General features: G+C 47.3%; 11 protein-coding genes. 2 read left to right on the top strand and 9 right to left on the bottom strand.

Features of this window, described 5'->3' with window-relative positions; genetic code table 11:
- Window positions 1-81: 81 nt before the first annotated feature.
- Window positions 82-4,365, bottom strand: coding sequence for a 2-hydroxyacyl-CoA dehydratase (locus tag MHH46_RS03250; protein WP_081387995.1), 4,284 nt, complete (start codon window positions 4,363-4,365; stop codon window positions 82-84).
- Between the two features lie 123 nt (window positions 4,366-4,488).
- Window positions 4,489-4,956 (bottom strand): thioredoxin-dependent thiol peroxidase, encoded by a 468-nt coding sequence (gene bcp / locus MHH46_RS03245; protein ID WP_076130528.1) that lies wholly within the window; start codon window positions 4,954-4,956, stop codon window positions 4,489-4,491.
- 105 nt (window positions 4,957-5,061) lie between these two features.
- Between bcp and MHH46_RS03240 the strand changes: the two genes are divergently transcribed.
- Together MHH46_RS03240 and MHH46_RS03235 are read left to right on the top strand one after the other, a co-directional pair.
- Window positions 5,062-6,108, top strand: coding sequence for an LCP family protein (locus tag MHH46_RS03240; protein WP_076130527.1), 1,047 nt, complete (start codon window positions 5,062-5,064; stop codon window positions 6,106-6,108).
- 124 nt (window positions 6,109-6,232) lie between these two features.
- Window positions 6,233-7,549: a glutamate-1-semialdehyde 2,1-aminomutase gene (locus MHH46_RS03235; protein WP_076130526.1), complete on the top strand. Its 1,317-nt coding sequence runs from the start codon at window positions 6,233-6,235 to the stop codon at window positions 7,547-7,549.
- 564 nt (window positions 7,550-8,113) lie between these two features.
- Here the strand turns inward: MHH46_RS03235 and MHH46_RS03230 are convergent.
- The 7 genes from MHH46_RS03230 to MHH46_RS03200 form a co-directional block, all read right to left on the bottom strand.
- On the bottom strand, window positions 8,114-8,734 hold the full coding sequence (locus MHH46_RS03230) for a hypothetical protein (RefSeq protein ID WP_076130525.1): 621 nt from the start codon (window positions 8,732-8,734) through the stop codon (window positions 8,114-8,116).
- Window positions 8,735-8,901: 167 nt separating this feature from the next.
- The gene (def, locus tag MHH46_RS03225; RefSeq protein WP_036679906.1) at window positions 8,902-9,453 is read right to left on the bottom strand and encodes a peptide deformylase; all 552 of its coding nucleotides are present in this window, start codon (window positions 9,451-9,453) and stop codon (window positions 8,902-8,904) included.
- A gap of 101 nt (window positions 9,454-9,554) precedes the next feature.
- Entirely contained in the window at window positions 9,555-10,877 is a 1,323-nt protein-coding gene (locus tag MHH46_RS03220) for a stalk domain-containing protein (protein WP_405132562.1), read from the bottom strand.
- 65 nt (window positions 10,878-10,942) lie between these two features.
- Entirely contained in the window at window positions 10,943-11,209 is a 267-nt protein-coding gene (locus MHH46_RS03215; RefSeq protein ID WP_076130524.1) for a hypothetical protein, read from the bottom strand.
- 15 nt (window positions 11,210-11,224) lie between these two features.
- Window positions 11,225-12,109, bottom strand: a complete 885-nt coding sequence (locus MHH46_RS03210) for an inositol monophosphatase family protein (RefSeq protein WP_036679857.1) — start codon at window positions 12,107-12,109, stop codon at window positions 11,225-11,227.
- Between the two features lie 268 nt (window positions 12,110-12,377).
- On the bottom strand, window positions 12,378-13,385 hold the full coding sequence (uvsE, locus tag MHH46_RS03205) for a UV DNA damage repair endonuclease UvsE (RefSeq protein WP_036679855.1): 1,008 nt from the start codon (window positions 13,383-13,385) through the stop codon (window positions 12,378-12,380).
- A complete protein-coding gene (locus MHH46_RS03200) occupies window positions 13,382-13,699 on the bottom strand; it encodes a hypothetical protein (protein ID WP_076130523.1) in 318 nt (105 codons plus the stop codon). The genes uvsE and MHH46_RS03200 overlap by 4 nt, the downstream gene beginning before the upstream one ends.
- Between the last annotated feature and the right edge of the window lie 27 nt (window positions 13,700-13,726).

Genomic DNA, 13,726 nt, shown 5'->3' with positions numbered 1-13,726 from the left:
GAAAATCATACATAAGTGCACAAAGCATAAAAAAAGCGAACCAAGGTAGATCCTTGGCCCGCTTTTTCGTCTGAACAATGCTCAGGTTAAGCTGTATGAACTTTCAGGTAAAGTCTGCTGCTGAGGCTTATCCTGCAGTTTTAAATTAGATGGCTTAGTCTCTTCCTGGCTGCTGGCAATTGACATCATCAGCTTAATCCGATTCGCTTGGTTGACTACGCTAACTCCAGCATCATAGTCAATCGCCACGATATTTGCACCCGGATATAATTCCTTAAGACCTTTAATCATCCCACGCCCGGTGATATGGTTGGGCAGGCACGCGAACGGTTGAATACAGGCGATGTTGTTCACACCATTATCCAACAAATCCATCATTTCTGCGGTTAAAAACCAGCCCTCACCCATCTGATTCCCTACGGACACCAGTCGGCTGGCCTTCTCGGCAAGACCATAAATATTCTCCCGTCCTTTAGCCAGCCCCGCATCCTCAAGGGCAACCTTAATCGGCTTACGGTAAATTTCCAGATAAGAGATCAGCATGGGATTGATATAGCCGAGCCGTTTGCTTTTGCCGAATTGCTCAGCTTTGTAGATCGGATTATATACACAATAGAAAATGAAATCCAGGAAATCCGGCATTACCGCTTCCCCGCCCTCTGCCTCGATCATCTCTATAATGCGGTTATTAGCATCCGGATGAAATTTGATCAGGATCTCACCGACAATGCCTACTCTTGGTTTAGTAACACCTGTAACGGGCAGCTTGCAGAACTCTGCAACAATCTCACGAATCAGGCGTTTGTATTCTCGGAATGAAAAGTTGGATAAGCTTGCCTTGCAACGCTCCATCCCTTTGCGGAATAGAATTTCAGCACTTCCTGGAACAACCTCATGCGGCCTAAAGTGATTTAACATCCGCATCATAAGATCACCGTAACAAGCGGCAGCTATCAACCGATTCGCCAGCTTAAGACTGATACGGAAACCCGGCTGATTTTCCATCCCTGAAGCATTGAGTGAAATCACCGGAATTTGTTCAAGGTCTGAATCCTTTAAGGCTTTGCGCAGCAAAGAAATATAATTCGTAGCCCGGCAGCCGCCACCCGTCTGTGACATAATCACAGCAGTACGATCCGGATCGTATTCCCCACTTTTCAGCGCCGACAGAATCTGGCCAATCGTCACAATTGCCGGATAACACGCATCATTATTAACGTATCTCAGACCTTCTTCTGTCTCTTCGGGTCCGGTCGTCTCAAGTATCTTCAGGCGGTATCCGGCATCGCGAAACACCTGCTCAAACAATTCAAAATGAATAGGCGACATCTGTGGCGCAAGAATGGTATAGGTCTCTTTCATTTCCTTTGTAAATAACACATTAGCCTGCACTTTTGGCGGCTTTTGCGGCACTACCTTACCTTTTTCACGCTCACGCATTGCCGCCAGCAATGAACGAAGCCGAATGCGCGCTGCACCAAGATTGCTGATCTCATCGATTTTGATCAATGTATATACCTTGTTATGTCTTTCCATAATATCCTGTACGGCATCACAAGTGATCGCATCGATCCCACAGCCGAAGGAAGTCAATTGAACAAGCTCCAGATCCGAGCGGACTGCAGCAAGGCGGGCTGCACGGTACATCCGGGCATGGTAGGTCCACTGATTAACAACAGCCACATCCCCTTCGCTGTGGTCCAGATGGCAGACAGAATCTTCTGTCAGCACGGCGAGTCCCATCCCGGTTATCATATCCGCTATCCCGTGATTAATCTCAGGATCGGCATGATAAGGGTGCCCACAGAGCAGGATTCCTTTGGTTCCAGTATCAGCTAGGTACACAAGGGTCTCTTCCCCTTTGGTACGCACATCACCTTTGGCGTTATCAGCCTCTGTAAGTCCCGCTTGCACCGCGGACGCAATCTCTTCTCGCGGAATGCTGGTAAATGTCTTCACCAGCCCTTTGGTCAGCGCAGAAATATCATCGAAGGTCAGGAATGGACTGACAAGCTTGATTCCATTGTCCTTTAACCCATCCATATTGTTGCGAATGACTTCGGGATAAGAGGCGACTACTGGACAATTGAAGTGGTTATCCGCAGCTTCATCTTCTTTTTTCTCATACACCACCGCTGGATAAAAAATAAAATCGACACCTTTACCGATCAGGCTTTGCACATGTCCATGGGCCATTTTCGCAGGATAACATATCGATTCTGAAGGAATCGTATCCATGCCGCTTTCGAAGAGCTTCTTGCTTGATTTAGGGGAGAGAATCACCCGATAGCCCAGTTTGGTGAAAAAAGTGTGCCAGAACGGGTAATTCTCAAACATATTCATGGTACGCGGAATCCCGACGGTCCCCCGCCATGCCCCTGTTTCCGGTAAACTCTCGTACTCAAAAAACCGTTCATATTTATACTGCATCAGATTCGGCAGGACATTTTTCTCTTTTTTGACTCCTGCGCCGCGTTCGCAGCGATTGCCGGTCACATAAAAGCTCTTATCCGGAAAACGACTGATCGTCAGCGCACAGTTATTCCCACAGCGGCCACAGCGGCCTGAGGAGACCTCATATTTAAAGCTGGCAAGCTCCTCTGCTCCAAGCAGCGTACTGGATCCGTTAACCCCTGCTTGCTCACGCGCAATCAGTGCACAGCCGTAAGCTCCCATTACGCCAGCTATATCCGGTCTAACCACCGTCCGCCCCGTCAAGGACTCAAAGGCGCGCAATACAGCTTCATTATAGAAGGTACCGCCCTGAACGATGATATTTCGCCCTAAGTCCTCCGGATTGCGGATTTTAATTACCTTTTGCAGAGCATTCTTGATCACAGAGTAGGCAAGACCCGCCGATAAATCCGCTAATGATGCGCCCTCCTTCTGAACCTGCTTGACCTTAGAGTTCATGAACACCGTGCAGCGCGAGCCCAAATTAACAGGCTGAGTCGCTTCGAGTGCAGTTTTGGCAAATTCCTCGATCCCAAGTCCGAGGGCAGAGGCAAAGCTCTCCAGAAAAGAGCCACAACCGGCTGAACAAGCTTCATTGAGCATAAGGCTGTCGATAGCACCGCCATGGATTTTGATGCACTTCATGTCCTGCCCACCGATATCCAGTATGAAATCTACTTCTGGCATGAACTTGGAAGCTGCCTTATAGTGTGCAACAGTCTCTACTTCTCCGCCATCTGTCCGCAGAGCGGCCTTGATTAACCCCTCACCGTACCCTGTCACATATGATCCTGCGATATGGCAGCCTTCAGGCAGAACCCGGTAGATCTCCTTCAGTGCATCGCTGACCGAATGCAGCGGGTTGCCTTTGTTGCTGCCATAAAAGGTATAGAGAATTTCGTCAGCCGAACCGGTTAACACGAGTTTAGTTGTGGTTGAGCCGGCATCAATTCCTAGATAACAAGGTCCACGATATAAGGCTAAATCTGATCTCGCTGCAGAGGCTTTGCCGTGACGAAGCCGAAATTCTGCAATCTCAGCGGCATTCTCAAAAAGCGGAGGCAATTCAGCATCCGCAGCTCGATCCGCAGTAAAATCAACCGCCGCAATTCGCGTGATCCAGCTTGAAAGTGGCAATACGACTGGATCAGCTTCGGAGAGCGCAGCTCCAATCGCCACGAAATACTGTGAGCGTTCCGGGAACAGGATATCCTCCTCCGCCAGCTCCAGCGTTTCCGCAAAACGCTGCCGCAAGGCAGGCAGGAAGGTCAGCGGGCCGCCAAGAAAAGCCACCCGTCCTCGAATCGGACGTCCACAAGCAAGACCGCTAATCGTCTGATTAACGATACTCTGAAAGATCGAAGCCGCCACATCCTCCCGGCGTGCTCCTTCATTAAGCAGCGGCTGTACATCGCTTTTGGCAAATACACCACAGCGTGAAGCTATGGGATAGATTCGCTCATGCTTCTCCGCCAAAACATTTAAGCCTGCCGGATCGGTCTGCAGCAGCGCTGCCATCTGATCGATGAACGCTCCCGTTCCGCCCGCGCAGGCTGTATTCATACGCTGCTCAATGCCGCCCCGAAGATATATTATCTTAGCGTCCTCTCCACCCAGTTCAATCGCCGTGTCACATTCCGGAATCAGCGCACTGATCGCCTTCGTGCAGGCTATCACCTCCTGAATAAAGGGAACTCCACCTAATTTGGATAAAGACAACCCCGAGGAACCGCTTACAGTAAGCCTAGCTCCCCTCTCTGGGAATCTGTCGCGTACATCAGACAGAAGAGAGAGGGCCGCTTTTTTAATATCGCTATAATGTCTTACATAGTCTTGATAAACAATGATGTCCCGCTCTATGACAACTAATTTAGCAGTAGTTGATCCGATATCAAGCCCAATATGCAGCATTATCACTCCACCACCTCTTCTTGCTCCAAATTTGAAGCAATTATGAGGAAACTATATCATGACAACACCTTATATAAGCTGTTAAAAATGTAATAGACATCTATAAAAAGTAATTAGTAAAATTTATGATTCGCTTATCCCTGCTATCGTGTTTGCGACATGCCCTTTTACCCGTACCTTCCGCCATTCTTCCACTAATATCCCCTGCTCATCAATCAGAAAAGTAGATCGCACAATTCCCATAAATTCTTTGCCGTAAAGTTTCTTGAGCTGCCATACGCCGAACATTTCACTTACCCTATGATCCTCATCAGACAGCAGTGGAAAGGGCAAACTATGCTTCTCTGTAAATTTAGCGTGTGATGCCAAAGAGTCCGGACTAATGCCCAGAACAACCGCACCCACCGCCGTGATTTGATCAAAAGCATCACGAAATTCGCAGGCCTCCTGCGTGCAGGCTGGTGTCATATTTTTAGGGTAAAAATATAAGATGACCTTTCGGCCCAAGAAATCACTCAAACTAACCTCATGCCCATTGGAAGAGGGAAGGGTGAAATTGGGTACTTTTTGTCCAATAGCTACTTCGATCAAGATATATCCACTCCTTCTTAAGATTGGGGAATTATTCCTAAATTGCACGTATCCCCAAAAGAAATTATAATGTAGTCAACGTGAATGCGAAAGGAAGAACGAGAAATGCCACCTAGAAAGAAAAGGCACGCAAAGACTGGTAAGTCAAAAAAGAAACCGCTGCTTTGGACGCTGGCCATTATACTCCTCCTTATTATCGGTGGGGCCATTTTCTACATTACAACCATTTACAATGAGCTTGGTAGCATGTCGAATACTGAAGATTCACCTTTTCAAAATGCAGAGACCGTTGATGTCGATACCCCTGAGCCTCCTAAGTGGGAGGGTACAGAGCCTGTTAATATCCTATTAATGGGTGTAGATGCCCGAGGTGTGAAGAAAGGGGAAATCCCCCGTTCAGATACAATGCTCGTCGCTTCTCTTAACCCTGTGAAGAAGAAAATCAGTGTATTTTCAATACTGAGAGATACGTACGTTCCGATTCCAGATCATGGCGAGAAACGTATTAATACAGCGATTATTTATGGACCTAATACTGCGATGCAGACCGTCAGCGATCTGCTCGGTATCCCAATTCAATATTATGTCTACACGGACTTCCAAGGATTCATCAAGCTGGTTGATGCCGTTGGGGGTGTGGATTATGAAGTCGAAAAAGATATGGTCTACAAAACCGTTGCAGACGGTCCGGAATATGATATTGATCTAAAAAAAGGATATCAGCATCTTGACGGCAACATGGCGCTACAATATGTTCGCTTTCGGCATGACGCTACCTCCGATTTCACTCGAACCGAGCGCCAACGCGGTTTTCTCAAGGCTGTGGCTGATAAGTTGATCAGCACCACCTCCATTGTCAAGCTGCCAAATATCCTGTCGCAGGTTACGCCTTATATTGAAACCAATATGTCAGTTAATGATATGTGGAAGCTGGCAAGCGTAGGGTATAATAGCAGTATGGGTGGCAGTGAGCAAATTCCGCCAATGGATCTGCTCACTGAGGAGACTACAAGTGACGGATCACAGGTTATCGGAATTCGTAGCGAAAAGAAGCTAAAAGAATTTATACAGGATACCATAAATGGTCCTGAGCCAACACCAACCCCTACACCGGAGAACACCTCCAATAGCAGTTCTGCCGGGACCAATTAAGGGCCTGACAAGCAAAGTTCACATGTACACAAAGCTGTGACTTGGTATAATACGGGCGGACAACGGAAAACACCGTTGTTCGCCCGTTCCCTTGAGCACCAACAATCGAAAGGATGATCACATTATGAATCGTTCCACATCTGAACAACTTTATCACGAAGCCCTCCAGCATATCGTTGGAGGTGTAAATAGCCCTTCCCGCTCCTTCAAAGCCGTTGGCGGCGGAGCACCTGTATTTATGAAACGCGCCAGTGGATCTCACTTCTGGGATGAAGACGGCAATGAATATATCGATTATCTCCAAGCCTATGGACCGATCATTACCGGCCATGCCCACCCTCATATTACCAAAGCAATTACTACAGCAGCAGAAAATGGTGTTCTTTACGGAACCCCAACCCAGCTCGAAATTAAACTTGCTAAAATGCTAAAAGAAGCCATTCCATCTATGGATAAAGTACGTTTCGTCAATTCCGGAACCGAAGCGGTTATGACAACGATTCGTGTAGCCCGTGCCTATACAAAACGCAGCAAAATCGTAAAATTCGCTGGCTGTTACCACGGCCACTCTGATCTGGTGCTTGTAGCAGCAGGATCCGGACCTTCTACACTTGGCATTCCAGATAGTGCCGGTGTTCCAAGCAGTATCGCCCAGGAGGTAATCACCGTTCCCTTTAATGATCTGGACAGCCTGAAAGAGGCGCTGGAGAAATGGGGCGAAGATGTCGCAGCTGTTATGGTTGAACCGATTGTGGGGAATTTCGGCATGGTGATGCCTAAGCCTAGTTTCCTCGAAGGACTTTGCAAGCTGGCTCACGATAATGGCTCCCTTGTTATTTATGACGAAGTCATTACTGCCTTCCGCTTCCATTATGGTTCTACACAAACCTATGCGGGGCTGGATAATCATGAGGACATTACTCCTGACCTTACTGCACTTGGCAAAATCATCGGTGGCGGCCTGCCTATCGGCGCTTACGGCGGCCGCAAGCATGTTATGGAACAGGTAGCTCCACTTGGACCGGCATATCAAGCCGGCACAATGGCGGGCAATCCTGCGTCTATCTCTGCAGGGATTGCTTGTTTAGAGGTTCTGAGTGCAGAGGGTGTATACGAAGAAATGGATCGGCTTGCAATCCGCCTCGCCGATGGACTTCAAGCATCTGCAGACCGTCATGGCATTCCACTGACAATCAACCGCATCCGTGGTTCGTTCTCCACTCATTTCTGTAATCATCCGGTTACGAATTATGACGAGGCTCAGGATACAGACGGCGAATTGTTCGCCAGCTTCTTCCGGCATATGCTGAACCGTGGCATTAACCTTGCCCCTTCGAAATACGAAGCTTGGTTCCTGACCACAGCACATACTGATGCAGATATTGATGCTACACTTATCGCAGCTGAAGAATCCTTCCGCGCTATGGCGGCTGAGAAATAAGATTGTTTTGAAACGGCAGTGCTTCATAAGCTAAAAAAAGCTGAATAGATTAAGGAGCTGTCCCAGTCCCATAAACCGCAAATGTTAAAAGAGCAGCGATTCTCCTATATTGGAGGATCGCTGCTCTGCATTTTTACTCATCCACGGCCTGCATCTGTAGCTTGTGGCAAGCTTAAGCCAGCCGATCTCAAGCGTCAATTTCTATATGCTGCGTAACAGGTATCGCCAGACCTTCCCGGAGTTTAGTACAAGGGTTAGGGAGCTTGAATAGATAATTAGGGAAACCCTCCCTATAATTTAGCTGATTTAGCGGAAAACAAAGAACTTACCCCATTTTTTAGGGAGGAAATCCCTAATTCTGTTCATTTACAGAGAATATAGGTTATTTTCAGGGAGTTTTCCCTAATAACTCTGTAGCTCACACCGCAAAAAGCAGAAACACACCGTATATAGTCTAGGGGTTAAACAAAGAAGCGTTTTGTAAGAGTGTGAGCGATAGTGACCACCTTTATCTACGGATTTCATCCGCTAACAGCGTTTGGAAGTCCAAATATTCTACTGCTCTCATGTAAAATCCACCTGCTTGTCCAACGTAATCTCAGTCATTAACGGTCTTAACATTTGCTCGCTCCCAGGTACTAGTGAAAACTCTACACCCTCCAGATGCTCCGGCAGCGTTGGGGCGACCAAGAATTGCATTTGTGTATGCGCTCCACCTCCATGACCACCATGCGGCTGCACTTCATATTCATTCTCACCCACCACTTCAAGCGTTAAAGCCGTTCGAAGATGGATATGTCCTACAGCTTCTTTTAAATATTTGATTTCCACAGTAACTATGCTGAAGGCTTCATACTGCATAGCATGCGTAAGTATATATTCACATTCTTCAACGACCGTCCGCTTCACAATCGGAAGCACTCCCAGCAATAAACCAGGCTCCTCCCAATATTGTCTTCTGGGTACAGTTTCATTCATAAGATGCAAATGCTGCACAATCTGAGTAGTGTTCATCTCAAATCTAGTTACCCATTCCTCAAGTAGCTTACTATCAGGGGATAATCGTTTCTTGCCTGTTATAGCTTTACGTTCCTGAATCAGACTCAAAATCTGCTCATCAATCTTTTTAACCTCATCATTGTATTCGTTGGCGAATCCTCTAATTGGCATTCTGCTCCAGTTCATTTAACGCCTCCTCTTATTACTAATTTAAATCCATTAATTGTAAGGGTACATCCTTTCGATTGATTTGTAAAATATTTGAAATATCATAATCTTGCCGATAGGTAAAAAAAAGCGACCATTAGCTTTACGCTGTAAGGTCGCCCGCTTTTTAATTCAGAGTTACTCTCCTACTCATATAAGTTCCGGATCTCCACGCCCTGAGGCAGCTTAAACGGGTTCTCCTTGTTAATTCGGTCATAGAACATAATCCCATCGAGATGGTCTATTTCATGCTGGATGATGATAGCTTGGTAGCCCTTAAATTTAAGGACAACCTCCTTGCCCTCCAGATCATAACCCTTCACCTTCACGGTTTCATACCGAGGTACAAAGCCATGCACGGGACGATCAACGGACAGACAGCCCTCGCTTTCTGGTAAGTACACCATAGACAAGGAGTGGCTTATGATCTTAGGGTTAACCCAAGCATGCTCTACAGCCCGCCCTCTCTCGTCTGTAAGATACATCGCGAACATACGCTTCTCCAGTCCGATTTGATTCGCCGACAGACCTACGCCAGAGCGCAGCTTATATTCTTCGGAAATCTCCGGGTCCTGACTGTTCTTCAGAAATTGAAGCATACATTGCAAAGCCTCACGATCTTCCGCCTGTAATGGAAGCTCCACTGGTTGTGCTACGGTACGAAGTACGGGATGACCCTCCCGCACTATATCATCCATGGTGATGATATATTCAGCATTATATTTTGAACTAGACAATATTCCATCCACCTTTTCCTTACGGGCTTAATTTAATTTCTTATGATGTATAGTATGCAGCTTTATGGATTTATGAAAGCAGTTCGCAGTTGGCTGCTGTAATTAACATCGAATCCAAGTCCTGTCGCCAAAGCGGCAAGGGGTAAGTAGGTTTTGTCCTCCTTGCCTACCTTTTGCAGAAAAGCTGGAGTATCAATAGCCACGTTCTCTCCATTCACCTTAATAAATTTCGAGCCAATGGTGATCACAACGGTTCTTCCACCATACACGATGGTAGCGCTGGAGGTTTTGTTATCCCACTTCCCGCTTGCGCCCACGGCATTTAGAATATCTTTTAGCGCCAAAAAGTTCTGGCCATTTTTAAGGATAGGCTTATTGGGTGTATTCAACTCCACGCCCTTCACTACAATCGACATCGGTACCGATGCAGTAGCCATTGTAGCTACAGTAGGAACGCGATACTCTCCCCATTGTAACTCCGCAAAGACCTTAGCAATAGTCTCGTATCCAAGCTGCGTCGGGTGAAAATCAGTTTGCCCTGCTCCAATAATATGAGTCAGCGAGCCTTCTACCCCGGCAAACTTAGCCGCAACATGAGCTACAAGCACCTTCGCTCCCTCTTGGTTCACGCTTGCAGCTACACTATCCGCTGCTTCCGTAAATTTGCCCGCTGCCGTCATTAATCTGTTGTACATTTGACCAAGCGCAACCTTAGGGGCAGGCTGATATTGATCAGCCAGTATAATCGTCGTTTGCGGACTTACCGCACGAATATTCTCCAGCACTGCCTTCACATTTGTTTGATAATCCGCTAGCCGCTGGTCCAGCTGTGTTTGGAAATCCGCATCCGTCAGCTCCTTGAACTGCAAGAACAGACTGCTTACATCATTCCCACCAATCGTAATGGTAATCAGATCAGCTTCCTTAAGCTCTGCTGCGATCTGCGGAGTTAGCTTCACGAACTGCTCTATTCGTGGATCTGGGAGACCTGCCTGAACTCCTTCAGCAGTAATCACTGAACCATCCTTGATCGCTCCTGTGTAATTACGTAATCCGGCTGTAGTCAGCCCTAGAATACCATAATTAGTAAGTGCACTTCTGCCATGATACCAGCCCTGCTCAAGCAATCTCTCCGCATAGCCGTATGGCTTAGTATTCACGTCCGTCATTCCTGGCTCGTAGCCAGCAGTAATGGAATCACCTAGAGCTACGATGCGAAAGACATCTTGCCCAGAGTCTTGTATCGCAGTCGTGTCAGCCGCATTTGCCGTGCCTGCTCCTACGCTAATCAGCGCAGATAACAAAAGCAGGCTGCTTATGCCAGCTGCCCAAATTTTTTTCCAATTGCCTAGCATCGTATCCCTCCCAAATTGTTCTAATTCCATTCTACCATCCAGGATAGCAACGCAAAAGAGCGGCCTCCTATATTCAGGAAACCGCCCCTCGCAAATCACTGGCTATTATTGTCTGAATCTTCATCTGACTCTAACTTCTGCCCTGCACGCTCCAGATATTTATCATAACGGTCATCCAGCTCATATCCAATCTTACGATAACGTAATGTTTCTTCCACAATAGGATCGAGCGTAGTCTGAATACGAATTTCATATTTAGGTGAGATTTCCCGGATTTCCTTAGCCGTACGATCGCCTTGTTCCATCTCACCATCTACCAACATTTCGCTCAGCTTGCGTTCCAAATCATCCTTCTCACTCATGCTGTATCGTCCTCCCTAAAGCTTATATCCTGTTGCTTCAGCATTCTTCAGTGACGAAACCAAATATTCGTGAATGTGGCCATTACTTGCTACTACATGGCGTGTACCAATATCATATGAACGTCCTAGGGTATCCGTAATCTTGCCTCCTGATTCAAGTACAAGCAGTACTCCTGCTGCACAGTCCCAAGGGCTTAAGCCCACTTCCCAATAGCCATCTACACGGCCTGCCGCCACATAAGCTAAATGTAGAGCAGCCGCGCCTCCGGCACGAATACCACGAATCTGCGGAAGAATACTTTGCAGTCCGGCCATATTCACAGGTTGTGCAAACTCACGATCCGGCGGAAAGCCCATAGCAATCAGGCTGTCCCCAAAATCAGTCTCCGTAGAGACCGAGGTAGGAACACCGTGCATGTAAGCTCCCTTTCCTTTTTCAGCGACGAACATTTCATCACGAGTCGGATCATAAATAACGCCTACAGTTAGTTCACCGCGAATCACCAATGCTATGGAGACACAGTAAAAAGGAAATCCGTGTACGAAATTAGTCGTACCATCTACAGGATCTACAATCCACAAATATTCATGCTCACGAGCTTCTTCCAATGCAGCGGTAGCCGCTGCTGCTCCCGGCGAAACCCCCTCTTCCCCGAGAATGGCATGGTCGGGAAAATGTGTCAGGATCAGCCTGCGAATCATTTGCTCAACGCCTTTATCAACTTCCGTAACCAGATCTTGTGCTGAAGTTTTTGTATTCAGCTCCTTCACGAGACCCTGTCTGCTCTTTATCCATTCTCCTGCTTTGGCAGCCGCATTAATGGCCACCGCCGTATGTCCCTTGCTTGTTACTACATAGGGTTCACGTTCATTCTTACCCTCTGGATTTAAAGGACTCATATCTTCACTCCACTTTCTTGAACATAATCGCCAATGGCTTTAATTCTAAAGCAATCCTATTCACAATACCGTGCAATACGTCAAAACGTTCCCCAAGTTCCCAAAGTTCCGCCAAAAGAGGACCCAATTCTCACCTGCGAGCATAAATGCCCTAGGTCCATATAAAGACGATAAGCGATTAAAGTTTCATTCAACGTACCCTATTTCAAGTTACATATCAAGTCATGATAGGACCCGTATTCGGGACCTATCTCCTTATTTTCATTGTTTAAGGTTCAATATTCACGCTTGCCCCATTTAATAAGGAAATTCCGTTACCAGCTTCAGCCAGCTCCTTCATAGCCTCCATCAATCCAAATAACGCGCCATCTTTTAGTTTCGCCTCAATCATAACATCGACAGCAGGCGTATCTGCGGCAATACGTTTCAGAAAAGCCAGCAAAGGCGCAGGTTCCACGCCATCCGCATGGCTGCGCGGATCAGACGGGCTGCGCGGACTGGATACATGAATCTTAGGCGGCAAAAGCTCTCCAGAAGGAACGTCCTTCTGTGCTAGCTCACTTCGCCATGTCTGCAAAATGTCAGGCCACAGCTCCCAAGGGAGCTCTCCTTCATTATTCACCCATTGGTGGTGAATATCCAGCACCATCGGTAATCCTACGCTCTGACTGACTGCCAGTGTCTCCGGAGCTGTAAATGTCTTATCGTCATTCTCCAGCGTTATACGCTCCTGCAGCGCTGCCGGCAGCGCGCGGAAATGCTCCTCGAATCGCTTCGCCGCTACAGGCTTGTCCCCATAAGCTCCGCCAATATGGATATTGTTCTTCGCCATGGCAGGAAGCCCCATAGCAACCAGCATGTCCACATGGTACTGCAAATCCCGTACGGAGTTTATCAGCACCTCCGGACGGGGTGTACTAAGTACTGTAAAGTGATCTGGATGAAAAGAAACGCGCAGCCCGTGCTTTTTCACATATTGGCCCACTTCCGCAAATTCCTCGGCGAGCGCCGCAAACGGATTCCAGTCCTGCAAATCCGGATGCGTCGCCAGAGGAATGATTTTGGAAGTGAGGCGGTACACCATGATGTCCGAAGCCACATTATGCTTCATCAACCGCAGCGTATTATGCAGATTCATTCTAGCGATGTTCTCCAAACGCCGAAGTGCCGCTTCACGGTCATCCAGCTTCTTAAAAGAGGCCATCGTCATTGTCTTAGATGGGGAGCAGTCTTTGATAACGGTGGACATCGCTACATATCCGAAGCGGACAATCATCCCTGTGCTCCAAAAAACATTTCCTCAGCCAAAGCCGTCTGCACTCTGGACTCTTCTTCTTTCAGCTTACGCACAAGCTCCATCTCGACCGCGGTAACCTCATGCCCTTGAAAATTAATCTCTGCAATCGAGGCTGAAATTTTGACAATGGCTACAGCTACGTTCTCAGGGGTGTAAGCAATAACCTTTTGGCCCGTTGGATACACACGAAAGCCTTGCTTCACCATTTTGGTGCGCCCATATTCCAGCAGCTCGTACAGCTCTTGTTCACTCTTGAATTTGCAGACGGAGTTGAATTCTGTTTGAAAACCCATGTTTCTTCTCTCCTTCCAGTCGGGATA

The organism is Paenibacillus sp. FSL H8-0175 (genome assembly GCF_045040615.1).
Lineage (GTDB): Bacteria > Bacillota > Bacilli > Paenibacillales > Paenibacillaceae > Paenibacillus_AQ > Paenibacillus_AQ odorifer.
The sequence above is the reverse complement of the archived record's forward strand: the minus strand, read 5'-3'. Positions and strand labels throughout refer to the sequence as shown.